Raw genomic sequence first — 23,527 nt, forward strand, 5'->3', positions numbered from 1 at the left:
TGCTCCTGTTTTGCCAATATTCGTGTATTCAAGCCTGCCAGACGCCGTAGCCCGCTTCCCGCAGCCCGATCGCCAGTTCGACTTCCATCTCGCGCGCGCCGTCGTAGGGCATCGGGTTGTAGACGTCGTAGAGACGCGGCAAGAGCCGCAGCCCGAAATCGCGCACGTAGCGGTTCGACTGGATGCCGGCCTTGTGCTTGTCGAAGCGCACGTCCGGATCGACGCCCGTCATGCCGACGTAGACGAACGGCATGCCTAACACGTAGTCCGGATTCGCGCGCCGGAAACGCGCTTCGTTCCAGACGGCATCGGACAGCTCGACCACGTACACACAGTAATGATGATGACGCGGCTTGCGACGAAGCGCCATGCGCTGATCCGGCTTCGGCCGGCACGGGTTGCGGGCGTTCATTCTAGATCGGCGGCGGCGCGTGCGCTCGAACGGCGGAGGCCGTGCCTGCCAGATGTGTGTCGAAGTGGTAATCTCGGGTCCGTCTGCGCCCGCGCGCGGCGCTGCGCTTCGCAGGCAAGCCTCTCGCCCGAAGCCGCACGCCGCCGGGCGCTGCGCCAATCGACACGATTCATTCGTCGCGCCGCCCGTCAGGCGCCGCCGGCGCGACGGTCATCCGGAGAGAAAGCATGAGCAAGCAAGCAATCGGCGTGGTGGGCCTCGCCGTCATGGGCCGCAACCTGGCGCTGAATATCGAAAGCCGCGGACACGCCGTGTCGGTCTACAACCGCAGCCGCGAAAAAACCGACGAACTGATCGCAGAGCATCCGGACAAGAAGCTCGTGCCGGCCTTCACGCTGGAGGAATTCGTCGAGTCGCTGGAAACGCCGCGCCGCATTCTCCTGATGGTCAAGGCAGGCGTTGGCACCGACGCCACCATCGACGCGCTGCGTCCGCTCCTGCAAAAGGGCGACATCCTGATCGACGGCGGCAATACGCATTTCACCGATACGATCCGCCGCAATCAGGACCTCGCGAAGTCGGGGCTGCACTTCATCGGCACGGGCGTGTCGGGCGGCGAGGAAGGCGCGCTGAAGGGCCCGTCGATCATGCCGGGCGGACAGCGCGAAGCGTACGACCTCGTCGCGCCGATCCTCACCGAGATCGCAGCGAAGGCGCCGGACGGCGAGCCGTGCGTCGCGTACATGGGGCCCGACGGCGCGGGGCACTTCGTCAAGATGGTGCACAACGGCATCGAATACGGCGACATGCAGTTGATCGCCGAAAGCTACGACGTGCTGAAGCGCGTGGCGGGGCTATCGAATGAAGAGCTTCACGAGGTGTATTCCGAGTGGAACAAGGGCGAGCTCGACAGCTACCTGATCGAGATCACGACGAAGATTTTCACGAAGAAGGACGAGGAGACGGGTCAACACCTCGTCGATGTGATCCTCGATCGCGCCGCGCAGAAGGGCACAGGCAAGTGGACGAGCCAGAACGCGCTCGATCTCGGCGCGCCGCTGCCGCTCATTACGGAAGCAGTGTTTGCACGCGTGCTGTCGTCGCTGAAGGATCAGCGCGTGAAGGCGAGCAAGCAGTTGAGCGGGCCGTCGCCGAAGTTCGACGGCGATCGCGCGGCGTTCATCGAGTCCGTGCGACGCGCGCTTTATCTGAGCAAGATCGTGTCGTATGCGCAGGGGTTTGCTCAGTTGCGCGCGGCATCGGACGAGTATAAGTGGGACCTGCATTACGGCGAGATTGCGAAGATCTTCCGGGCGGGGTGCATCATCCGCGCGCGCTTTTTGCAGAAGATCACCGATGCGTATGCGAAGGATGAAGCGCTCGCGAACCTGCTGCTCGATCCTTATTTCAGCGACATCGCAGCGAAGTATCAGGACGCGCTGCGGGACGTCGTCGTCGCGGCGGTGAAGGCGGGCGTGCCGGTGCCGGCGTTTTCGTCGGCGGTGGCTTATTTCGACAGCTATCGGTCGGAGCGGCTGCCGGCGAATCTGGTGCAGGCGCAACGAGATTTCTTCGGCGCGCATACGTTCGAGCGGGTGGACAAGAAAGGGAGTTTTCACGCGGATTGGGCGTGAGGAAATGATCCGGTGAGAAGGGGGCGGTCCTGTGAGGGCCGCCCCTTTTTTATTCGATGGCCACCCACTCCCCGTTCCCCCGGCTACTCCTCAACACCGCGTCGATGAACCGCAACCCCGCGACGCCATCCTCCACATTCGTCAGCAACGCACTCTCCGCCGGAGCCTCATCCGCATTGATCGCAGCGTCAATCTGCGCTGCCGCATCCGCATAAAGCTGCGCGAACGCTTCCAGATACCCCTCAGGATGCCCCGCCGGAACCCGCGTCGCGTGCAGCGCCTCCGTGCCCTGCACCCGCCCGCGCGTGATTCGCTCGGCAGCTCCCCCAAGCGGCGTCACCCATAGTTCGTTCGGATTCTGCTGATCGAAGCTCAACCCCGCCTTCGTTCCGTACACGCGCAGGCGCAGCGCGTTTTCCTCGCCCGCCGCGACCTGGCTCGCCCAGAGCAAGCCGCGCGCACCGTTCGCATAGCGCAGCATCGCCTGGACGTGATCGTCGATCGGCCGGTTTTCCACGAACGTCGACACTTCCGCCGATACTTCCGACGGCCGCATCCCCGTCACGAACTCCGCGAGCTGATACGCATGCGTGCCGATATCGCCGAGACAACCCGCCGGGCCCGCCAGCGCCGGATCGGTGCGCCAGGCGGCCTGCCGGTTCGACTCGCGCTCGATCGGCTGCGACAGCCAATCCTGCGCATATTCGACGTTCACTAGCCGCACATCGCCCAGCGCGCCCTGCTGAACCAGCGCCCGCGCGTGACGCACGAGCGGATACCCCGTGTACGTGTACGTGACCGCGAACACCAGCCCCTTCTCCCGCGCGAGCCGCGCCAGCGCCTCCCCCTCATCGAGCGACACCGCGAGCGGTTTGTCGCAGATCACGTGGATGCCAGCCTCGAGAAACGCCGTCGCAACGCGTGCATGCAGATGATTCGGCGTGACGATGGCCACGGCATCGATGCCGTCCTCGCGCGCCGCTTCCATTGAAGCCATCTCTCGGAAGTCCGCATAACTGCGCGCCAGGCCGATGCTCGCCGCGCTCGCCATCGCGCGCTCAGGATCGGACGACAACGCGCCCGCCACGAACTCGAAACGATCATCGATACGCGCCGCGATCCGATGCACCGCGCCGATGAACGCGCCCTCGCCGCCCCCGACCATCCCCAGCCGCAGACGCCGCCTCATGATTTCTCTCCGATGCCGAGCACGCCGCGCAACTGCTCGCGATTCGCGCCGCTGCCCGCAAAGTCGTCGAACGCGCGCTCGGCCACGCGGATGATGTGATCGCGGATGAACACCGCGCCTTCGCGCGCGCCGTCCTCGGGATGTTTCAGCGCGCATTCCCATTCGAGCACGGCCCAGCCGGGAAAATCGTATTGCGCCATCTTCGAGAAAATCGCGTTGAAGTCGATCTGGCCATCGCCGAGCGAGCGAAAGCGTCCCGCGCGCTCGACCCATCCGGAATAGCCGCCATAGACGCCCTGCCGACCGCTCGGACGAAACTCCGCGTCCTTCACATGAAACGCCTTGATGCGTTCGTGATAGATATCGATGAACGCAAGATAGTCGAGCTGCTGCAGCACATAATGACTCGGATCGAACAGGATGTTCGCGCGTGGATGATTGCCGACTGCTTCCAGGAAACGCTCGAACGTCACGCCGTCGTGCAGGTCTTCGCCCGGATGCAGCTCGTAGCAGACATCGACGCCGGCTTCATCGAATGCATCGAGAATCGGTCGCCAGCGCGCCGCGAGTTCCGCGAACGCCTCCTCCACAAGTCCCGCCGGACGCTGCGGCCACGGATAAAAATACGGCCACGCGAGCGCCCCGGAAAACGACACGTGCGCCGACAATCCAAGCCTCCGCGACGCCGCCGCCGCGTACTTCATCTGCGCGATCGCCCACTCGGTGCGCGCTGCCGGATTGCCGCGCACGTGTGGCGCGGCGAATCCGTCGAAGAGCGTGTCGTACGCGGGATGCACCGCAACCAGTTGCCCTTGCAAGTGCGTCGACAACTCGGTGATGCACACGCCCGCATCGCTCACGGTCTGCCGCAGCTCATCGCAATACGCATCGCTCGTCGCGGCCTTTTCGAGGTCGATCAGGCGCGGATCGGCGGGCACCTGAATGCCTTCATAGCCCAAGCCTTTCGCCCATGCGGCGAGGTGCGCGAGGTTGTCGAACGGCAACTCGTCGCCGAGAAACTGCGCGAGGAATATCGCCGGGCCTTTGATCGTTTTCATGTCATTCGCTCCATGAACACGTCCCCAAGCGAACTCAGAACGGCGAGTTCGGATAGTAGAACTGCTTCGCGTTGTCCTTCGTGATGAGGACGGACGGGATGATCGTCGTCGGCGGCAGCTTCTCGCCTTTCAGGCGCGCTTCGGCCGTCATCTTGATCGCGTCGTAGATGAACTTCGGCGAGTACGACACATCGGCCTTCACGCGCGGATCTCCGTCGATGATGCGCTTCACCGCTTCCTTCGATCCCGCGCCGCCGAATACTTCCTTGATGTCGGTGCGCTTCGCCTGGTCGATCGCCTTCAGCACGCCGACCATCATGTCGTCGTCGGCGGCCCAGACGGCGTCGATGTGCTTGAAGCGCGTGAGGTAATCCTGCATGACCTTGAACGCATCGTCGCGATTCCAGTTTGCGTACTTCGCGTCAAGAATCTTCATGTCAGGATGCTGTTTGATCACAGATTCGAACGCGGTCCAGCGTTCGTTGTCGAGCGTCGTCGGAATGCCGCGCAACGCGACGATGTCGCCCTTGCCGCCGAGCGTCTTCGCGAGATACTCGGCGGGCAGCTTGCCGAACGCGGTGTTGTCGCCCGCGACGTATGCGTCCTGCGCGCTGGTGTCGGTCAGGCCGCGATCGACCACGGTCACGTAGACGCCCTTCTTCTTCACCTGCGCGACCGGCTGCGTCAGCGACGCCGATTCGAACGGGAAGATCACGAGCGCGTTGATCTTGTTGACCGTCACGAGATCCTGCAACTGGTTCGCCTGTTCAGGCGCGCCGCCCGCCGTCTTCACGATGATCTTGAGGTCCGGATGCGCTTTTTCGAGCTCCTTCTTCGCCTCGTTCGCCCACCAGACGATGCCGCCCGTAAAGCCGTGCGTCGCCGTGGGAATCGCGACGCCGAGCACGACCTTGTCGGCGGCCTGTGCGGTCGATGTTGCGGCGAATGCGCCCGCCGCGAGGGTCACGGCGCCGATTGCGCGAAGCAGTCTTTTCATGGTGATGTCTCCAGTTTTTCAGCACGCGGTGCGCGCCCGGTTATAAATTCACTTCGAAGATTCTCAACGCCGACTACGCTGCAGGAACGCCACAAAAATAATCACGGCGCCTTGCACCGCCGCATTCAGATACACGCTGATGATGCTCGTCAGGTTCAGGATGTTGCCGATGACAGAAAGCAGGATCGCGCCGATCACCGTGCCGATCACGCGCCCTTCGCCGCCCTTCAACGCCGTCCCGCCGACGACTACCGCCGCGATTGCCTCCAGTTCCCAAAGGAGGCCCGTCGTCGGTGTGGCCGAGCCGAGACGCGGAACATACAGCACCGTCGCGACGCCCACGCACAACCCGAGCAGCACGTAGGTCGCGATCTTCACGGCATCGACGCGAATCGCCGCGTATCGCGCCACCTGCTCGTTCGAGCCGATCGCCTGGACGTGCCGGCCGAACACCGTGCGGTTCAACACGAGCGTGCCGCCCGCCGCGACGATCAGGAACACCCAGATCGGCACCGGCACGCCGAAGAGGCTCGCGTAGTACACCGGGCCGTAGAGATCGGCGAGGGAGTTGTCGAGCGTGAGCGCGCCGCCATCCGCAAGCCATGTCAGAAGCGCGCGGAACATGCCGAGCGTGCCCAGCGTCACGATGAACGGCTCGATGCGTCCCTTCGTCACGAGCAAGCCGTGCGCGAGACCGAAAAGACCCCCTAAAACAAGGGCTAAAACGATGCCGAGCACCACGATCGTCAACGGCGCGAACGTATGTCCGCCGACGCCGTCCTTCAGTCCGTTCATCAACCAGATCATGCTGCCGGCGATGAGCGCGGCCATCGATCCGACCGACAAATCGATGCCGCCCGAGATGATCACGAACGTCATGCCGACTGCGATGATGCCGATGAACGACGTTCGTGTGAGCACGTTCATCGCGTTGTCGAGCGTGGCGAAGTCGCTGTTGAGCAGCGTGCCGCCGACGCACAGCGCGACGAGCCCGAGCAACGGTCCGATGCCGTGCAGCCGCCGCGCGAAGCGTCCGATACCGCCGCTTCGTTCCGCGCCTTCAGTGTGTGCCGGTCGCATGCGCGATCAACCTCTCTTCGGTCAGTTGTTCGATGCCGAGCGTCGCGACCAGTTCGCCCGCGCGCATCACCGCGACGCGATGACACAAGCCGATCAGCTCGATCAGTTCGGAGGAAATCACGATCACCGCGCGCCCTTCGGCGGCGAGCCTATGAATCAGGAAATAGATGTCGCGTTTCGCGCCGACGTCGACGCCGCGCGTCGGTTCGTCGAGCACGATCACGCGCGGATCGGGATGCAGGAACTTGGCAAGCGCGAGCTTCTGCTGGTTCCCGCCCGATAGCATGCGCGCGCGGCTCGCGAGGTTGCCCGTGCGGATGCCGAAATCGCTGACGGCCTGGCGCAGCGCTTCGCGCTCGGCGCCGCCATCGAGGAACGGATGCGCGTAGCGTTCGAGCGTCATCAGCGTGAGGTTATCCTTCAGCAGCATGTCGACGTGCAGCCCGCGCCCCTTGCGGTCCTCGCTGAGATATGTGAGGCCGCGCTTCATCGCGTCGCGTGGATTGCGCGGATTCACCGTCCTGCCATCGAGCGCGATGCTGCCCGCCGTGCGCGCGCGCACGCCGATCAGCCCTTCGAAGAGCTCCGTGCGCCCCGCGCCGACCAGGCCCGCGAAGCCGAACACCTCGCCCGCGCGCACTGCGAAGCTCACGTTGCGCGCCCAGCCTGGCACGCTGACGCCATCGACCTTCAACGCGACGGGCGCATCGGCGGCGAGCGGCGGCTTGGCCGGGAACATGTCCGACACTTCGCGCCCGACCATCAGGTTCGCCATCTGGTGCCGCGTGACCTCGGCGGTCGGCGCGCGCGTGACGAAGCGGCCGTCGCGCATCACGATGACCTCGTCGGTCACGCGCTCCACCTCGTCGAGCTTGTGCGAGATGTAGACGATCGTCACGCCGTCCTCCTTCAGCCGCGCCATCAGCGCGAACAGACGCTGCGTTTCAGCGGGCGTGAGCGTCGCGGTCGGTTCGTCCATGATGAGCAGGCGCGCCTCGCGCAGCATCGCCTTCGCAATCTCGACCAACTGTTTCTCCGCGACGATCAGGTCGCGCACTTTCGTGTCCGGATTCTTGTGCAAGCCGACATCGTTCAGACGCACGCGCGCCGCTTCGCGCATCGCGGGTTCGTCGAGCAGGAAGCCGCGCCGCTTTTCATGACCGAGGAACATGTTCTGCACGATGCTCAGGTGGTCCGCGAGATTCAGCTCCTGATGAATCAGCACGATGCCGGCGGCTTCCGCGTCCCGCGAACTGTCGAACGCGACCGGCACGCCGCCCACCGAGAGCGTGCCCGCCGTCGCACGCTCGTAGCCGGCGAGGATCTTCATCAGCGTCGACTTGCCCGCGCCGTTCTCGCCGAGCAATCCGTATATACGTCCGGGCGCGAGATCGAAGCTCACGCCGTGCAGCACGCGCACGGGGCCGAACTGCTTTTCGATCGCGTCGAAGCTGACGGAAAGGCTCATGTCACGCGCTCCTACGCAGGATCAGCCGATGCGGCAACAGCACGCCCGGAACGTGCACCTTCGGTTCGCGCAGGCGTTTTAGCAGCAAATGCGCGGCCGTTTCGCCGAGTTCCTGCATCGGCTGCGCGACGGTCGTGAGCGGCGGATCGATGTGGGCAGCCACCGCGATATCGTCGAAACCGACGACCGCCACGTCGTCCGGCACGCGCAGGCCCACGCCGCGCAGGCCGTTGATCACGCCGATCGCGAGCGTATCGGAGACCGCGAAGACCGCCGTCGGCCGGTCGTCGTGAAGCGCCGCGAGCTGCCGCGCCGCGTCCTCGCCCGCCGCGTAATCGAGGCTGTCGAGTTCGATCTGCCACGCCGGATGCGGATCGATGCCCGCGTCGCGCAGCGCATCGCGATAGCCTTCCAGGCGCTGCCGCCCGTAGAGATAACCGTGGCCCGAATTGATCAGCGCGATCTTGCGATGCCCTCGCCCGGTCAGGTAGCGCACGACGTCGCCAGCGGCCGCATGGTTATCGATGCCGACGAACGGCACGCCCGCCGCCGGATCGAACTCGCAGCACGCGACCCAGGGCAGCGCCGACGCCTCTTCGGCCAGCGCCTTCTGCACGGCGGCGGGGTCGAGGCAGATTGCGCCATCGGCACGGCGGCCGCGCAAGAGGTCGAAGTAGCTGCGCTCGCGCAAGGGGTCGGCGCCGGTGTCGCAGAGCAGCATGAAATAACCGTTCTGGCGCGCGACGCTGTCGATGCCCCGCACGATCGCTGCGTAGAACGGATTGCCGAAGTCGGGCACCATCGTGAGAAGCAGGCGGCTTTCGGCCGTGCGCAGGTTGCGCGCGAGTTCGTTGATCCGGTAGCCGCTCTCGGCCACGGCGGCGAGCACCTTTTCGCGCGTCGGCTGGCGCACGTTGGTGTGGCCGTTGAGCACGCGCGAAACCGTCGCAACCGATACGCCCGCCCGCTCGGCGACATCGGCAATCGACACTTCTTCGCTCGCACGGGCTGTCTCGGAGACGATCATCGCGACGTGTCGCCTGCAAAATGTAATGGATTACATTATTGGATTTGCTGCGCTGCGTTCGCAACAGCAATCGCATAGGGACAAACGCGGAGAAGCAATTTGACGGCTCATGTCGATTTCATCGGGCGCGCGTCGTCGTATTGTCGAGAGCGCGATATTTCGCCCGTCATAGACTAACCAAAGGAGCTTTCAATGAGATTCATGATGCTGATGATCCCGCACGGCTACGAAACCGCCGCGCCCGACGCCATCCCGACTGCGGAAGCCGTCGCCGCCATGATGAAGTACAACGAGGAATTGCAGAAGGCCGGCGTGCTGCTCGCGCTCGACGGCCTGCATCCGCCGTCGTCGGGTGCGCGCGTGTCGTTCGAAGGCGGCAAGCCGCGCGTCACCGACGGTCCGTTCGCCGAAGCGAAGGAAGTGGTCGGCGGGTACTGGATGATTCAGGTGAAGTCGCGCGAAGAGGCGATCGAGTGGGCGAAGCGTTGTCCGGGGTCGGACAATGAAGTGATCGAGGTGAGGCAGGTGCACGAGATGTCGGACTTCCCGGAGGACGTGCAGAAGGCCGCCGCCGGGTTCGAAGATATGCAGCGGGGCAAAAAGTAAGCTTCTGCCTCGCTGCACGCTTCGTCGCTTAGTTCAGCACTTCCAGCGCCAGCGCAATCCCCTGCCCGCCGCCGATGCACAGCGTCACCATCGCGCGGTGCACACCGTCACGGCGCATCGCGTGGGCGAGACGCGTCGTCAGCACCGCGCCCGTCGCGCCAATCGGATGACCATGCGCGATCGCGCCGCCGTCCACGTTCACGATGTCGTCCGGCAAGCCGAGCGTGCGCGCAACGGCGATCGGCACCGCCGCGAACGCCTCGTTGATCTCGAAGCGCTCCACGTCCGCGAGCGTCCAGCCCGCGCGCTGCAACGCCTGCTGCACGGCCGGCACAGGGCCTAGACCGAACATCCCCGGCTCGACCGCCGCGATCCCGAACGCGACGAGCCGCACGAAAGGCTCGATGCCGCGCGCCTCGGCCGCGCGCCGGTCGGCGACCAGCATCGCCGACGCGCCGCTGTTCAGCCCCGGCGCGTTGCCCGCCGTAATCGTGCCGTCGGGCCGGAACGCGGGGCGCAGTTTGCCGAGCGTCGCGAGGGTCGTCTCGGGACGCGGCTGTTCGTCGCGGGCGAAGGCGACGGTCTGCTTGCCCGCCTTCACGTCGATTCCGACGATCTCGGCGTCGAACAATCCCTTTTCCTGCGCCGCCGCGAAGCGTTGCTGCGAGCGATCGGCCCAGCGGTCCTGCGCCTCGCGCGTGATGTCGATCTGCGTAACGAGGTCTTCCGTGTGCCAGCCGGAATGCTCGCCGGAGAAGGCATCGGCGAGACCGTCGCGCAACATGCTGTCGTGGATCTGCGCGTTGCCCATCCGGTAGCCGTGGCGGCCGCCGTCGAGCAGGTACGGCGCGCGGTCCATGTTCTCCATGCCGCCCGCGATCCCGATCTGCGCGATGCCCGCCGCGATCTCGGTCGCGATGGTCGCGATTGCCTGCGCGCCCGAGCCGCAGACGCGGTTCACCGTCAGCGCCGGCACCGACACCGGCACGCCGCCGCCGACCGCCGCCTGCCGCGCCGGATTCATGCGGTTTCCCGCCTGAATCACGTTGCCGAGCACGACCGAATCGATCCCCGACGAATCGATGCCGCCCGCGCGCCGCAGCGTCTCGCGCACTGCCGCCGCGCCGAGGTCGGTGGCGCGGACGTCCTTCAACGATCCGTTGAACGCGCCGATCGCCGTCCGGACCGGATGACACAACACGATTTCATGCGAATTCATAGTACGGTTCCTCGAAGATCAACGCGGGATGCCAGTGAGATACAGCGGTTTTGCCGTAGAAAGCGATTCCTTCACCGCGCGCCCGGTATCGTCGACGAGCACTTCCTCCCGATCGCGCTGGATCGCAGCCAGCACCTCGCCCACGACGTGCTCGGGCGTCGTCTTCGGGGCGGTCACGCCAGCGGTCATGTCGGTATCGATGTAGCCGGGATGCACGGCGACCACCAGCGTGCCCTGCTCGCGCAACTCCTCGCGCTGGACGTTGGTCAAGGCCCATGCCGCCGACTTCGACACGCTGTAAGCCCCGCCCGAAGGCAGCGCGACCCAGCTCAGCACCGACAGCACGTTCACCACCGCGCCGCCCCCGTTGCGCTTCAGGATCGGAGCGAAGGCCTGCGTGAGAGCCAAAGGCCCGATCACGTTGACTTCGAAGAGATCGCGCACGCCTTGCGTCGATGCCGGGTCGGTCAGCAGGCCGCGTGTCGTGGCTCCAGCGTTGTTGATCAGCACTTGCACGTCGGTGTAGCGCTTGGCGGCGGCAGCGATGTCGTCGGGATTGGTGACGTCGAGCGGAATCGCTTCGACGCCTTCGATCTTCACGCTGCCCGGATCGCGCGCGGCCGCATAGACTTTCGCCGCTCCCGCTTCGACGAGCGACTTCGCGAACTGCTTGCCGAGGCCGCGATTGGCGCCCGTGACGAGTACGACTTTGCCCTTGATCTGCATGGTGTTTCTCCAATTTCCTGGTTTGTTCGATCATGTAAGTGCATATACACTTTCACGATCGAAAAAAAAGGACCCATCGCCTGAAGGGTCCGTCCAATGCGATTCCGTCTCAACCCGTCGATGTCAATGCGAACAGGGATTTGCGCAATTCCCGCGCGCGGTCCTGCCCGAATTTCTCTTCGAATTCGACTTGCGCGGCCTGCCAGCGGAGCACCGCCTGCGCGAGCGTTTCCTTGCCCGTTGCGGAAAGCCGCAAGCCGACCGCCCGCGATCCCGAGGATTCCGGCGCTGCCTCGACGATGCCGTCCCGCTGCAATGGCTTCAATGCACGCACGAGCGTGGTGCGGTCCATGACCATTGCGTCGGCGAGATCGGCCATTTGCACGCCGGGCCTGCGCGCGATTGCCGCCACGAGCGTGAACTGCGCCGCCGTCAACCCAGCCTCGGACAGGTGGCGTTCATACAATTGCGATACATAGCGCGCCGCCTGCCGGATGGCGAAGCAGTTGCAGTCGAGGTAGGTAGAGGGTGTGGTTGATGCGGAAGTCATGCGATCGAGGATAGTTGTGCATATGCACTTTGTCAAGGCGGATGTTGACGCACATCGAAGACTGAAAAAAGAGCCGCGAAGCCTGTGCCGAAATCCGCACCCGCCGTGCGACGAAAAACCAAGACGCGCGGATATTGGCTTCCTAAATTGCGGGTGTTCCAACGGGATCAGGATTCGCTGGCGACGCCCGCCGCGCTCGGGGCAATCCCTGCTTGCGCCGCTTATGCCGCTCGTGTTCCAGTCGTCAGCCAACTACAAGGAGAGGAAAACATGCGTGTTCGTACGAGCTTGAAACCGCTTGCCTGGATGCTGGCCTGTGCCGCCGGCACGCTCGCCGTGATGCCGCTCGCGGCATCGGCGGAAGATCTCGCCGTGAAGGTCGGCTTTGCCGCGCCGCTCACCGGCGCGAACGCGGGCTACGGCAAGGACCTGCAAAACGGCGTGCAGCTCGCGCTCGACGAAGCCAACGCGAAGAACATCAAGATCGGCGGCAAGACCGCGCGCTTCGAGATCGCCGCGCAAGACGATCAGGCCGACCCGCGCGTCGGCGTGCAGGCGGCGCAGAAGCTGGTGGACGACAGCGTCTCCGTTGTCGTCGGGCACTTCAACTCCGGCACGACGCTGCCGGCATCGCGCGTGTACGAGAACGCCGGCATCCCGATGATCGACCCTGCCGCGACCAACCCGACGATCACCACGCAAGGCTTCGCCAACGTGTTCACCGTGATTTCGAGCGACGCGCAGAACGCGGGCAACGCCGGCCTCTACGCGGTGACGACGACCAAAGCGAAGCGCATCGCGATCATCGACGACCGAACGGCCTTCGGCCAGGGCGAGGCCGACGAATTCGAGAAGGCGGTGAAGTCGAAGGGCGGCACGATCGTCGCGCGCGAGTTCAGCGACAACCAGACGGTCGATTTCTCCGCGCAACTCACGCGCATCAAGGCCGAGAACGCCGATCTGATCTTCTTCGGCGGGCTCGACCGGCAGGCGGCGGCGGTCGTCAAACGGATGAAACAACTCGGCATGAACGCGCAGTTCGTGGGCGGCGGCGGCGTGATGGACGCGGATTTCCTGAAGCTCGCGGGCGACCCGGCCGAAGGCGCGCAGGCGTGGGAATACGGCAGCCCGCTGGAGAAACTGCCGCACGGCAAGGCGTTCGACGAGAAGTTCAAGAAGCGCTTCGGCGTCGCGATTCTTTCCTACGCCCCGTTCGGGTATGACGCTGCGTGGGCCGCGATCCACGCGATGCAAAAAGCGAATTCGAGCGATCCGAAGGTCTATCGCGCGGAATTGAAGAAGGTGTCGTTCGACGGCATCACCGGCCCGATCGCCTTCGACGACAAGGGTGCGCTGAAAAACGCGTCGTCGACGCTGTATCAGGTGAAGAACGGCGCGTGGGTTCCGGTCGTGACGAAGCAGGGGATGTAAGCGCGGCGCTTCTTCAAGCCGCTTGCAGGTAGCCGGAGAGATTCGCCCGGGTTTGCGCAGCCTCGTTTTCGAGCCACTGCGCAAACTGCTGCAACGCGGCTGAAGGCGCCGGCCGCTCCGGATAAATCAGGTAATACGCGGCGCCGCTCGGCACGCATAGCGAGAACGGCGTGATCACGCGTTTCGCGCGCACGTCTTCTTCGATCAGCGAAAGATCGCCGATCGTGACGCCAAGTCCCTGCATCGCCGACGAAATCGCGAGATCGAGCGTGTCGAAGTGCTGCGCTTTCGTCGACGGCAAGCCGCGGTAGCCGTACGCCTCGAGCCAGCGCAGCCAGTCGCGGCGGTCGCGTGTGGGATGCAGCAGCGTTTTGTCGGCGAGATCGTCGGGTGTCGCGGCGCGGCCCTTTTTCCCCTTCCAGAGCCCGGGCGCGCAAACCGGCGTCAAAACTTCGTCGAAAAGATGGTGGATCGTCACGCCCTTGACGGTCGGCTGGCCAAAGACGATCGCAGCGTCGAACTGCTCGGCGTTGAACTCGACCCCATGCGATACCGCCGCCGTCACCTCCACCACCAGCTCGGGCCGCTCGTTCTGCAGCCGGATGACACGCGGCAAAATCCAGCGCATCGCGCAGGTCGGACATTTCACGCGCAGTGTGCCGGACTGCGCGCCGCTCTTTTCCAGCGCCTCGGTGATCTGCGCGAATGCCTGCTGCAAAGGCGCGAGCAGCATCGCGCCATTCGGCGTTAGCGCAAGGCCGCGCGCCTGACGCACGAAAAGCGCGTAGCCGAGATGCGACTCCAGCCCGGAAATCTGACGGCTGACCGCGCCCTGCGTGAGATTGAGGACGTCGGCGGCACGCGTGAAGTTGAGCTTCTGCGCCACGACGAGAAAGGTTTTCAGCACGTCGAGAGACGGAAGCGGTTTCATGGAAAGTGTCCCTAGTCATGATCGGCAAGCATGGCTAGTATGACAAACTTTCGATTGTCCGCGCATTATTGCCGCGGTTGAATCATCGAAACCGCTTCTGGAGCCGCCGTCGTGAAAAGTGCATGGATTCCCCAATCGAAGCTGCCGAACGTCGGCACCACTATTTTTACCGTGATCGGCCAGCTCGCCGAAGAACATCACGCGCTGAACCTGTCCCAAGGCGCGCCGAATTTCGCGTGCGATCCGAAACTCGTCGAGGCCGCGTCGCGAGCCATGCGGGCAGGTCATAACCAGTACTCGCCGATGTCGGGCGTGGTCGCCCTGCGCGAGGCGCTCGCTATCAAGACCGAAAAGCTGTACGGCGCGAAGTACGACCCGGGCACGGAAGTGACGGTGGTGGCGAGCGCGAGCGAGGGGCTGTACGCGTCGATCAGCGCGCTCGTGCATCCCGGCGACGAAGTGATCTACTTCGAGCCGTCGTTCGACAGCTACGCGCCGATCGTGCAACTGCAAGGCGCGACGCCGGTCGCGATCAAGCTGTCGTCCGAGACGTTCCAGATCGACTGGGACGAAGTCGCCGCGAAGATCACGCCGAAGACGCGCATGATCCTCGTCAACACGCCGCATAACCCGAGCGGCAGCGCGTTCACCGCGCACGACATCGAGCGCCTCACCGCGCTCACGCGCGACACACAGATCATCGTGTTGTCGGACGAGGTGTATGAACACGTCGTCTTCGATGGCGCGTTGCATCACAGCATGGCGCGTCATCCGCAACTGGCCGAACGCAGCGTGATCGTGTCGTCGTTCGGCAAGTCGTATCACGTGACGGGATGGCGCGTCGGCTTCTGCCTCGCGCCCGCCGAGCTGACCGCCGAAATCCGCAAGGTCCACCAGTTCATGACCTTCTCCGCCGATACGCCGATGCAGATCGCGTTCGCCGAAGCCCTCGGCGACGAATCGAGCTATCTCGGCCTCGGCCCGTTCTATCAGCGAAAACGCGACCTGCTCGCGAAAGCGCTGGCTGGATCGCGTTTTGAACTCTTGCCTAGCGCGGGCAGTTTCTTCATGCTGGCACGCTTCGGCGCGTTTTCCGAAGAGAGCGACAGCGACTTCGTGCTGCGCCTGATCCGCGAGGCGCGGGTCGCGACGATCCCGCTGTCGGCGTTTTATACGGACGGCACGGACAATCGCGTGATCCGCCTCTCCTTCGCGAAGGACGACGACACGCTGCTCGAAGGCGCGCGCCGGCTTTGCTCGATTTAATGCTTACGCTTAAAGAGAAGAGACCAAAAATGATTAAACTAAACCACAAGCTGGCAGCCGCCCTCGTGCTCGCCTGCTCGTTCGGCAGCAGCGCGGTTTTCGCCGCCGACACCCTGCGCTTCGGCCTGGAAGCGCAATACCCGCCGTTCGAATCGAAGTCGTCGACGGGCGAGTTGCAAGGGCTCGATATCGACGTCGGCAATGCCGTCTGCGTCGCGGCGAAGATGACGTGCAAATGGGTCGAGACCTCGTTCGACGGCCTGATTCCCGCGCTGCAGGGCCGCAAGTTCGACGCGATCAACTCCGCGATGAACGCCACCGACGCGCGCCGCCAGGCGATCGATTTCACGACCGTCGTGTATCGCGTGCCGACGCAACTGATCGCCAAGACCGGCAGCGGCCTGCAGCCGACCCCGGAGTCGCTGAAGGGCAAGAGCGTCGGCGTGCTGCAAGGATCGATTCAGGAAACCTTCGCCAAGGCGCACTGGGCGAATAGCGGCGTGAACGTCGTCGCGTACCAAGATCAGAACCAGGCGTACGCCGACCTCGTCGCGGGGCGGCTCGACGGCACGCTCGTGCTCTCGCCCGCCGGGCAGACCGGCTTCCTGTCGAAGCCGGACGGCAAGGGCTACAGCTTCGCGGGAGCGCCCGTGCGCGACGACAAGATTCTCGGCAGCGGCATCGCGTACGGCGTGCGCAAGGGCGACGATGCGCTCAAAGCGAAGCTCAACGCCGCGATCGACAAGGTCAAAGCCGACGGCACCATCGACAAGTACGCGAAGAAATATCTCGGCGATATCGATATTTCGGCGAAGTGAGCGCGAAGTAAGCCTGAGCGCTACGCGGCGCCGGCCGTGCAGCACTTTATCGGCGCTGGCACACTGGCGGCTTGATCTCATCGGACCAGACGCATGAGCACGCCGCCACCGACCGCCGCCGCGCCCGCTGCATCGGCTGCACCCGCTGCACAGCCGCCGCTCAAGGGCGGCCAGCTCGTCCTCGCGACGTTCGCCGTCGCGCTCGCCACATTCATGAACGTGCTGGATTCGTCGATCGCGAACGTCGCGATTCCGACGATCTCCGGCAATCTCGGCGTTTCCGTCAACGAAGGCACGTGGGTCATCACCGTCTTTGCGGCCGCGAACGCCGTCTCCATTCCGCTGACCGGCTGGCTCACGCAGCGCATCGGACAGATCAAGCTGTTCGTCGGCGCGATCCTGCTGTTCGTGATTTCGTCGTGGCTGTGCGGGCTCGCACCGAATCTACCGGTGTTGCTCGTCGCGCGCGTGTTGCAGGGCGCCGTCGCCGGGCCGCTGATTCCGCTGTCGCAGGCGATCCTGCTCGGGTCGTATCCGAAGGAGAAGTCGTCGATGGCGCTCTCGCTGTGGGCGATGACCGCGACCGTCGGCCCGATCGCGGGTCCGGCGCTCGGCGGCTGGATCACCGACAGCTATTCGTGGTCATGGATCTTCTACATCAATATCCCGGTCGGGCTGTTCGCGGCGGCGGTCACGTGGATCATCTACCGCAAGCGCGAATCGCCGACGCGCAAGGCGCCGATCGACTCCGTCGGGCTCGCGTTGCTCGTCGCGTGGGTGGCGTCGCTGCAGATCATGCTCGATAAGGGACGCGATCTCGACTGGTTTTCGTCGCCGGTGATCGTCGTGCTCGGGATCGTCGCGGCGATTGCGTTCGCGTTTTTCGTCGTGTGGGAGCTGACGGACGCGAACCCGGTCGTCGATTTGCGGCTTTTCGCCGGGCGCAATTTCTTCGGTGGGACGGTGGCGATTTCCGTGGCGTATGGCGTGTTCTTCGGCAACCTCGTGTTGCTGCCGCAGTGGATGCAGCAGTATCTGAACTACCGATCCGTCGATGCGGGGCTCGTGACCGCGCCGCTCGGCATCTTCGCGGTGATTCTCGCGCCGGTGATGGGCAAGGTGCTGCCGCGCAGCGACGCGCGCGTCATCGCGACGATGGCGTTCGTCGGCTTCGCGATCGTGTTCTACATGCGCTCGAAATACGTGATCGAAATCGATACGTGGCATCTCGTGCTGCCGACGCTCCTGCAAGGCATTCCGATGGCGCTGTTCTTCGTGCCGCTGACGTCGATCGTGCTGTCGGGGCTGCCGCCTTCGAAGATTCCGGCGGCGGCCGGGTTATCGAATTTTGCGCGCGTGTTTTGCGGGGCGGTCGGGACGTCGCTCTTCGGGAACGCCTGGGACAACCGGATTGCGCTCCATCACGAGCGGCTGACTGAGCTGGCGAATGTCTATAACCCGGCGTTCGTGCAGTCGATCGGACTTTCGCAGGGCGTGCTCAACGTGAACGATGCGCAGGCGCGCGGATTGTTCAATTTCACCCTGAGCACCCAGGCCGCGATGATGGGGCTCAACGACATCTTTTTTATCTCCGCCGTTATTTTTCTCGCGATCATTCCGCTTATCTGGATCACCAAGCGGTCCAAGGGCGGCGGTGGAGGCGCATCGGCTGGCGCGCATTGATGGCGCCAGCGCTAGCGGGTCGAACGCCTACTTGAGCCCGAAATCGACCCGCGTTCCTGCTCCCTTGTCCTTGATCCCTTCCGCGTCCATCTTCGCGGCGACGACGAAAATCCGGCCACTATCGATTTTCCCGTCGAAGAACTCCTGCACGCTCGCCGCCCGCGCCTGCGCCAACGCGCGCAGCGCCGCATCGTCGACCGGGGCGTTTTCGGCGAGCGCCTTCTTCATCTCCTCGTCCGGCAGCGTCTTCGTCAGGCCGATCATATTGCGCGGCTTCTTGAAATCTGCCGCCTTGTAAGCCTTCTCCAGATACCCGCTGTACTCATCGGCGGAAACCTTGACCGCCGAAGGATCGACGCTTTCGCCGCCCTTCCTCGCATCGCGCAGCTTGGCAATGCGCACCTGCCGATCCACGTAAGCCGCGCGCAAACCAGGAATATCAACCGCCGGATCGACGCGCGCCGACAAATCCAGCTTGATCGAAGGCTTGTCCGTTAGCGCCTTGGCAATTGTGTCGAGCTTCTTCTGCGCGGCATCGTTGAGATCGGACGAACCCGGATCGAACTCGACGTAACCCAGCTCCTCCCCATTCCCGCCGAACGCACGCGCGAGCAACGTGAACGGCGCGGTGACGGCCTTCTGTACGAGATTGACGATCGCCTGCCAGACGAGCCCGCCAATCGAGAACTCCGGATTCGACAGCGATCCCGAAATCGGGATGTTCACGTCGATCTGGCCGCGCGAGTTCTTCAACAGCGACACCGCGAGCCGCACCGGCAGCTTCGTCGCGCTCGGGTTGTCGACGTGATCGCCGAACGTAAGCTGGTCGATGAACAGGTGATTGTTTGCCGTAAGCTGATCGTTCGCGAGCATGTAGTGCAGATCGACGTTGAGCTTGCCCTTCGTGATCGGATAGCCCGCATATTTCGACGAATACGGCGTGAGATTCGTCAGCTCGACGTCGTGCGCGCTCGCCGTCAGGTCGAGCGACGGCTTCTTGATCAGCGGATTCACCTGTCCCTTGATCGATACCGGCCCGTTTGCGGCGAGCTTCGCGGCGACGTCGACAGGTGCGGGCGTCGTCGAATGGGTGCCGAACGCGCCGATCGTGCCCGTAATCGCGACCAGATTCGCCGTGAAATTCGGCTTGATGAAGTTGTCGCTGTAGGTGACTCGGCCGCCCTGCAGCACGAGCTGGCCGAAGTGCAGGTTGACCGGGCTGCTCGGCCCCGTCGCCGCCGTGACGTTCTGCGGCGCGCTCGCCGCGAGCGGCGCCGAAGCCGCCGCGCTGTTCTCGCGCGTGACCGATTGCGCCGGCCCGCTCTGGCTCGCGACCACGTCGCGCAGGTTCAGCTTGCCCTGCGCGTTGAGCAGCACGCGCCCGTAGAAATTCGCGAACACGACGCGCGCGGCATCGACGTCCGTGCCGCGCTCGCTGTAATTCACCTTGACGTTCGTCAGGCCGAGCAGCTTCCAGCCGGCAAACGGGTCGGCGCTCGCCTTGTCCATCATGCGCACGTCGGTGAGCGACACGTCGCCCTTGTACGACGCCTTGAGCACCGGCCCGCTGCCCGCCATCGCGACATCGCCGTTCGCGTTCAGGAGCGCGCTCGCGATCGCGACGTTGAGCTTGCTGCCGAAATACGGCTCGAACGCGGCGGCATCGATCTGGCTGCCGTCGACGTGCAGCGCCACTTTCAGCGGGCTCACCGTCACCGTCCCGCCGACGCCGAGCGCGCCCTTCCCGTTCAGCGTGAGCTTGCCGTCGACGGCGAGCGGCTTCGACAGGTCGTCGCTGAACTGGCGCACGTTCGCGTTCAGCGAAGCGACGCGCAGCGTGACGGGCGTCGGCATCGTTTCGTCGGTGAAATTGGCGGCCGAATCGGCAAGCGCGATCTCGCCGATCTGATAGCGCCACGCCGGACCCGCCGCCTGCGCCTTCTGGATCTTGTGCGCGGCGCTCGGCTCGGGCGCGGCTTCGTGTGGCCCGGCGAGTGCGGCGAGGTCGATCGTCCCGTCCTTCTTGCGCGTGGCGTCGAGGGAAAGGCCGCTCAGCCGCACGCTTTCGAGCGCGGCCGTGCGCGCGCCGACATCGATCTTCTGGATCTTCGCCACCGCCGACGCCAGCGCGACCGGCGCCGTGTTCGCCTGCGGCACGAGCTTGAGCGACTTGAGCGTCACGTCGCCCGCGCCGACCTGGATCGCGGGCTCGGGCTTCGACCAGTCGAGCGTCAGCGGCAGGTTCGCACCGAGCGTGCCGTCGGCGACGCGCGCGGCCACCGAACTCGCGATGTACGGCTGCAACGGCGGCAGCGCAAGCGCATCAAGCACGAGCTTCACGTCGGCGGTCTTCGCGACGAGCGTGAAGCCGCCCGACGCGCTCAGCGTGCCGCTCTTGTCGAGCGCCGTCTTGAGCGTGTAGCGCGCGGGCGTTTTGGCGAGCGTCGAAAAATCGTCGACGGTCACACCGAGGTTCGACAAGGCGAAATGCGTGCGCTTCGCCATCAGGCTGTCGTCGAAGGCGATCGTGGCGCCGTCGATGGCGAGATGCTTGATCGACAAGTCGAGCGGCGGCGCTTTTTCTGCTGACTCCGCGGCCGGCGCGGATGGCGCAGGCGCCAGTTTCGCGACGTTCAGCACGCCCGACGCGTCGCGCGCGAGCTTCACGTCGGGTTGCGAGAGCCGCAGGTCGTCGAGCTGATAGACATTGCGCAGCGGCTCGGCGTTACGGATCGCCACGTGCAGCGCGCGCGACGCCACGAGCGGCGCGTTCTGCTTGTCGGTGACGGAGAGATCGGCGAGATCGGCGGTGCCGTTGATGTGGATCGCGGGGGCTTCAGCTTCGATCGAAAAGCGCACGTTCAAGTCGGTCGAGAGCCGCCCGCCCTTCACGATCACCGGCACCGACGCCGGCGCATACGACGCGATCCGCGGCACGTCCAGCCCGTCGAGCGTGACCGCGATTTCCGAGTCGCGCGACTGCGAGAACGGCTTGGTGCGCCCGGTGATCGAAAGCGGCGAACCGTCGATGCGCGCCTGCAACGAAGGCGTCACGTAAATGTCGGTGGCCGAGGGCAGCGTCGCGATGAACGGAATGCCGATCGCCCAGCGGTCGATCACATGTTGGGACTTGAGCAGCCGGTCGTCGAATTCGATTCGGCCGTTCTCCAGCCGGATATTCGACACGGAAAACCGCGCCGGGCTGCTCGAAGGCGTCGGCGACGGCTTCGAGAACTTCGCGATCAGATCGGAGAAATTGAAACGCTCGGCGTCATAGCGCACGAGGTGGAAACGCGGCGAGTCGATTTTGACTTCGTCGATGATCGGCGCCGCGCGAAACAGCGACGACCACGACGGCTGCACGACCAGCCGCTCGATATCGATGAAGCTCGCGGCCTTGTCCGGCGCGCTGGACAGATTGGCTGCCGCCTCGCCGATATGCACACGATCGGCTTCCAAGGCAAGCGTGTAGGGATTGAGCGCGATACGCCCGATCGTGACCGGGCGGTCGAGTTGCGCGCCGAGTTGCTGCTCGGCGACGTGCCGGATGAGCGGCGGCGCGGCGAAGAATCCGAGGAGACCGATGACCGCCAGCGCGACCAACAGGCCGATGATGATCCGCCGCGTGCGGCGCGCGTTCGCCACGCCGCGCAGGGTTTGTCCGGCCGATGCCAGCGAAGACTTGGTGACGCTTGCCATGCGTTTCTCGTTCAGCGCAGCCGGATGAACGTCGGCCGCCACGCTGATCCGTTATTGTGATTCCCAAGTATACGACGAGGTATCACGCAAACGTTGCACAAAAACGCATGAAAAAGCGCGCGCTGCGTTTATTGCCTCTGGACGACGGGCGGCGCCCAGGTACCGTCGGCGGCTTGCGGCTTGGGCGCGTAAAGACGCATCACGAGCTGGAAGTCGCCGCCGGGCACCGGCAGCCAGTTCGACGCCAGCCCCTTGCCAGGCGTTGCCTCGGACACGACGACGTCGATCGAACCGTCGCGGTTCTTCTTCAGCTTGTCGCGATCGGAGAGCGACAGGCGCGGGACCTTGCCTTCGACGAGCGCGCCGTCCTTCGTGTACGCGGTGAGCGTCCAGAAGCCGCGCACCGGCGGCAACTGGTTCGGCGCGAAGTGCAGCACGTAGGTGTTCGCGCCGTTGAGCGGATGATCGTCGCTGTCGACGCGCGCGACCGGCTTCACTTCGCTTTCTTTCGTCGCGGTTCCCGGGTCGCGCCGTGCAAGGTACGCGCGCAGCGTGTAATCGGCGCCGTACTTGCCGACGCTGTCGCCGAACCACGTCCATCCGTTCTTCGAGATCGCGTTCGACGGCACGGTCGCGAGACGCTCACGGCCATCGGCGAGACCTGTGGCCAGCAGCGCCGCGTCGCTCTTGCGGAACTGCACCTGCTCGCCCGGTACGACGCCCAGCTCGGCGAGCTGGCTCATCTCGTGGGCGTCTTCGGCGGAGGGCGGGTTGTCGTCAAGCGCGTGGGCCAAGCGCGCGAAGAACCTATTGGCGTCGAGCGTCTCCGCCTGCTCGGTCGGCGACGACGCGGTCGCGGGCGTCGCCGGATGGTCGGCGGCAGCGTTCGACCACGCGCCGCTCGTGGCGGCTGCCGGATCGGGCGCGGCGCGCGGCGCGCCCGACAGGGTGTCGATCTGCATCGCCGTCTGGAGCTTGCGCGCCTCGCGCACGTCGCGCGGGCCGTTCACGCGCACACGGATCGAAAGCCAGACGTAACGCGTGGGCGCGTCGATGCGCAGGACGCCCGCCGGCAGCGTGCCTTTCCAGCCGGCCGGGACGAACGCGATCGTCTGCGCCTTCGGGTACGGCGCGCGCTCGGCGCTCGAATAGAGCACGTTGGTCCACGCGTCGAACGCGCGGGCGTCGTAGTAGCGGCCGCGCGGCGCCGCCGGCAGCGACACGAGCACCGGCTCCTTCGCGACATCGAGCCAGGCGGTCGATTCGAGCGTATCGACGCTCGGCGCACCCGTCACGCCGACGGGTGGCAGCGCGCTCGCGTGGCGCAGCGTGTTGAGCGGCGCCTGGCCGGGGCGCGTGCCGTCGCCGCCCGCCGCCCGCTCGCGCGCCACATCGGACGCCACGAGCGGAAAGCCGAACGTATAGGCGTCGGCGACCTGGTCTTTCAGCCAGCCGCCGCTCGTCTTCGGTTGCGGCGCATTCGAGGCGCAACCCGCCAGGAGCGCCGCCGCGCCGGCGAAAGCGGCCAGACAGACGGCCGAACGGAGCGGCAGCAAGGAAAACGCCCAGCGTCGATTGGTTTTCATTCGAGTTCGAATCCGGTTCTTCTACTTTGTGACCATCGCCGCGACGCACCGTGGCTTTTCCCGTGGCTCATGCCTTTCGCCCGCACCCCTTGCGCCGCACAGTTTTTCTATCTTGGAATCGGGGTTTTATCTTATCTATCCCGGATA

The 23,527-nt window shown here is 64.9% G+C and carries 19 protein-coding genes; 6 read left to right on the forward strand and 13 right to left on the reverse strand.

From position 1 onward, the window contains the following. Positions 1-28: 28 nt before the first annotated feature. Positions 29-370: a hypothetical protein gene (locus AWB67_RS24125; protein ID WP_087658763.1), complete on the reverse strand. Its 342-nt coding sequence runs from the start codon at positions 368-370 to the stop codon at positions 29-31. Between the two features lie 269 nt (positions 371-639). Here AWB67_RS24125 and gnd point away from each other — a divergent pair, with 269 nt between their 5' ends. Continuing rightward, positions 640-2,046 (forward strand): NADP-dependent phosphogluconate dehydrogenase, encoded by a 1,407-nt coding sequence (gene gnd / locus AWB67_RS24130; RefSeq protein ID WP_087658741.1) that lies wholly within the window; start codon positions 640-642, stop codon positions 2,044-2,046. Positions 2,047-2,095: 49 nt separating this feature from the next. On the opposite strand, the gene AWB67_RS24135 is transcribed toward gnd, so the two are convergent. The 6 genes from AWB67_RS24135 to AWB67_RS24160 form a co-directional block, all read right to left on the reverse strand. Further along, the gene (locus AWB67_RS24135; protein ID WP_087658764.1) at positions 2,096-3,238 is read right to left on the reverse strand and encodes a Gfo/Idh/MocA family protein; all 1,143 of its coding nucleotides are present in this window, start codon (positions 3,236-3,238) and stop codon (positions 2,096-2,098) included. Beyond that, positions 3,232-4,293, reverse strand: coding sequence for a sugar phosphate isomerase/epimerase family protein (locus tag AWB67_RS24140; RefSeq protein ID WP_087658742.1), 1,062 nt, complete (start codon positions 4,291-4,293; stop codon positions 3,232-3,234). Before AWB67_RS24140 ends, AWB67_RS24135 begins: the two co-directional genes overlap by 7 nt. Before the next feature lie 34 nt (positions 4,294-4,327). Then, complete coding sequence (locus AWB67_RS24145; protein WP_087658743.1) at positions 4,328-5,290, reverse strand: substrate-binding domain-containing protein; 963 nt, start codon at positions 5,288-5,290, stop codon at positions 4,328-4,330. A gap of 63 nt (positions 5,291-5,353) precedes the next feature. Then, positions 5,354-6,370, reverse strand: a complete 1,017-nt coding sequence (locus tag AWB67_RS24150) for an ABC transporter permease (RefSeq protein ID WP_087658744.1) — start codon at positions 6,368-6,370, stop codon at positions 5,354-5,356. Then, positions 6,351-7,838 carry a sugar ABC transporter ATP-binding protein gene (locus AWB67_RS24155; protein WP_087658745.1) on the reverse strand — a complete coding sequence of 496 codons (1,488 nt, stop codon included), beginning with the start codon at positions 7,836-7,838 and terminating at the stop codon, positions 6,351-6,353. Before AWB67_RS24155 ends, AWB67_RS24150 begins: the two co-directional genes overlap by 20 nt. A 1-nt stretch (position 7,839) precedes the next feature. Then, positions 7,840-8,865 (reverse strand): LacI family DNA-binding transcriptional regulator, encoded by a 1,026-nt coding sequence (locus tag AWB67_RS24160; RefSeq protein WP_087658746.1) that lies wholly within the window; start codon positions 8,863-8,865, stop codon positions 7,840-7,842. A gap of 192 nt (positions 8,866-9,057) precedes the next feature. Between AWB67_RS24160 and AWB67_RS24165 the strand changes: the two genes are divergently transcribed. Further along, positions 9,058-9,471 (forward strand): YciI family protein, encoded by a 414-nt coding sequence (locus AWB67_RS24165; protein WP_087658747.1) that lies wholly within the window; start codon positions 9,058-9,060, stop codon positions 9,469-9,471. 28 nt (positions 9,472-9,499) lie between these two features. Here AWB67_RS24165 and AWB67_RS24170 read toward each other — a convergent pair whose 3' ends face one another. The 3 genes from AWB67_RS24170 to AWB67_RS24180 all read right to left on the reverse strand — a co-directional run bounded on the left by AWB67_RS24170 (position 9,500) and on the right by AWB67_RS24180 (position 11,966). Then, positions 9,500-10,690, reverse strand: coding sequence for a thiolase family protein (locus tag AWB67_RS24170; RefSeq protein ID WP_087658748.1), 1,191 nt, complete (start codon positions 10,688-10,690; stop codon positions 9,500-9,502). A gap of 18 nt (positions 10,691-10,708) precedes the next feature. Beyond that, on the reverse strand, positions 10,709-11,416 hold the full coding sequence (locus AWB67_RS24175; protein ID WP_087658749.1) for an SDR family oxidoreductase: 708 nt from the start codon (positions 11,414-11,416) through the stop codon (positions 10,709-10,711). Positions 11,417-11,525: 109 nt separating this feature from the next. Beyond that, a complete protein-coding gene (locus AWB67_RS24180) occupies positions 11,526-11,966 on the reverse strand; it encodes a MarR family winged helix-turn-helix transcriptional regulator (protein ID WP_087658750.1) in 441 nt (146 codons plus the stop codon). A gap of 270 nt (positions 11,967-12,236) precedes the next feature. Here AWB67_RS24180 and AWB67_RS24185 point away from each other — a divergent pair, with 270 nt between their 5' ends. Continuing rightward, positions 12,237-13,397: a branched-chain amino acid ABC transporter substrate-binding protein gene (locus AWB67_RS24185; RefSeq protein ID WP_087658751.1), complete on the forward strand. Its 1,161-nt coding sequence runs from the start codon at positions 12,237-12,239 to the stop codon at positions 13,395-13,397. A 13-nt stretch (positions 13,398-13,410) separates the two neighbouring features. Here AWB67_RS24185 and AWB67_RS24190 read toward each other — a convergent pair whose 3' ends face one another. Further along, positions 13,411-14,328 (reverse strand): LysR substrate-binding domain-containing protein, encoded by a 918-nt coding sequence (locus tag AWB67_RS24190; RefSeq protein WP_087658752.1) that lies wholly within the window; start codon positions 14,326-14,328, stop codon positions 13,411-13,413. Positions 14,329-14,439: 111 nt separating this feature from the next. Between AWB67_RS24190 and AWB67_RS24195 the strand changes: the two genes are divergently transcribed. The 3 genes from AWB67_RS24195 to AWB67_RS24205 all read left to right on the forward strand — a co-directional run bounded on the left by AWB67_RS24195 (position 14,440) and on the right by AWB67_RS24205 (position 18,095). Then, entirely contained in the window at positions 14,440-15,594 is a 1,155-nt protein-coding gene (locus AWB67_RS24195; RefSeq protein WP_087658753.1) for a methionine aminotransferase, read from the forward strand. A 29-nt stretch (positions 15,595-15,623) separates the two neighbouring features. After that, entirely contained in the window at positions 15,624-16,412 is a 789-nt protein-coding gene (locus tag AWB67_RS24200) for an ABC transporter substrate-binding protein (protein WP_200822297.1), read from the forward strand. Between the two features lie 93 nt (positions 16,413-16,505). Then, positions 16,506-18,095, forward strand: a complete 1,590-nt coding sequence (locus AWB67_RS24205) for a DHA2 family efflux MFS transporter permease subunit (protein ID WP_087658754.1) — start codon at positions 16,506-16,508, stop codon at positions 18,093-18,095. A gap of 27 nt (positions 18,096-18,122) precedes the next feature. Here AWB67_RS24205 and AWB67_RS24210 read toward each other — a convergent pair whose 3' ends face one another. After that, a complete protein-coding gene (locus AWB67_RS24210) occupies positions 18,123-21,794 on the reverse strand; it encodes a DUF748 domain-containing protein (protein WP_087658766.1) in 3,672 nt (1,223 codons plus the stop codon). Positions 21,795-21,922: 128 nt separating this feature from the next. Continuing rightward, positions 21,923-23,380: a DUF1254 domain-containing protein gene (locus AWB67_RS24215; RefSeq protein WP_087658755.1), complete on the reverse strand. Its 1,458-nt coding sequence runs from the start codon at positions 23,378-23,380 to the stop codon at positions 21,923-21,925. Positions 23,381-23,527 lie beyond the last annotated feature (147 nt).

Origin of the sequence: Caballeronia terrestris (genome assembly GCF_001544515.1) — a bacterium.
GTDB lineage: Bacteria > Pseudomonadota > Gammaproteobacteria > Burkholderiales > Burkholderiaceae > Caballeronia > Caballeronia terrestris.

What these genes read in the sequence shown, in the direction of transcription:
- AWB67_RS24210 (WP_087658766.1), bottom strand. Translation starts at nt 21,794, where the DNA reads ATGGCAAGCGTCACCAAGTCTTCGCTGGCATCGGCCGGACAAACCCTG.
- AWB67_RS24140 (WP_087658742.1), bottom strand. Translation starts at nt 4,293, where the DNA reads ATGAAAACGATCAAAGGCCCGGCGATATTCCTCGCGCAGTTTCTCGGC.
- AWB67_RS24150 (WP_087658744.1), bottom strand. Translation starts at nt 6,370, where the DNA reads ATGCGACCGGCACACACTGAAGGCGCGGAACGAAGCGGCGGTATCGGA.
- AWB67_RS24175 (WP_087658749.1), bottom strand. Translation starts at nt 11,416, where the DNA reads ATGCAGATCAAGGGCAAAGTCGTACTCGTCACGGGCGCCAATCGCGGC.
- gnd (WP_087658741.1), top strand. Translation starts at nt 640, where the DNA reads ATGAGCAAGCAAGCAATCGGCGTGGTGGGCCTCGCCGTCATGGGCCGC.
- AWB67_RS24155 (WP_087658745.1), bottom strand. Translation starts at nt 7,838, where the DNA reads ATGAGCCTTTCCGTCAGCTTCGACGCGATCGAAAAGCAGTTCGGCCCC.
- AWB67_RS24190 (WP_087658752.1), bottom strand. Translation starts at nt 14,328, where the DNA reads ATGAAACCGCTTCCGTCTCTCGACGTGCTGAAAACCTTTCTCGTCGTG.
- AWB67_RS24205 (WP_087658754.1), top strand. Translation starts at nt 16,506, where the DNA reads ATGAGCACGCCGCCACCGACCGCCGCCGCGCCCGCTGCATCGGCTGCA.
- AWB67_RS24165 (WP_087658747.1), top strand. Translation starts at nt 9,058, where the DNA reads ATGAGATTCATGATGCTGATGATCCCGCACGGCTACGAAACCGCCGCG.
- AWB67_RS24200 (WP_200822297.1), top strand. Translation starts at nt 15,624, where the DNA reads ATGATTAAACTAAACCACAAGCTGGCAGCCGCCCTCGTGCTCGCCTGC.
- AWB67_RS24145 (WP_087658743.1), bottom strand. Translation starts at nt 5,290, where the DNA reads ATGAAAAGACTGCTTCGCGCAATCGGCGCCGTGACCCTCGCGGCGGGC.
- AWB67_RS24125 (WP_087658763.1), bottom strand. Translation starts at nt 370, where the DNA reads ATGGCGCTTCGTCGCAAGCCGCGTCATCATCATTACTGTGTGTACGTG.
- AWB67_RS24170 (WP_087658748.1), bottom strand. Translation starts at nt 10,690, where the DNA reads ATGAATTCGCATGAAATCGTGTTGTGTCATCCGGTCCGGACGGCGATC.
- AWB67_RS24215 (WP_087658755.1), bottom strand. Translation starts at nt 23,380, where the DNA reads ATGAAAACCAATCGACGCTGGGCGTTTTCCTTGCTGCCGCTCCGTTCG.
- AWB67_RS24185 (WP_087658751.1), top strand. Translation starts at nt 12,237, where the DNA reads ATGCGTGTTCGTACGAGCTTGAAACCGCTTGCCTGGATGCTGGCCTGT.
- AWB67_RS24180 (WP_087658750.1), bottom strand. Translation starts at nt 11,966, where the DNA reads ATGACTTCCGCATCAACCACACCCTCTACCTACCTCGACTGCAACTGC.
- AWB67_RS24160 (WP_087658746.1), bottom strand. Translation starts at nt 8,865, where the DNA reads ATGATCGTCTCCGAGACAGCCCGTGCGAGCGAAGAAGTGTCGATTGCC.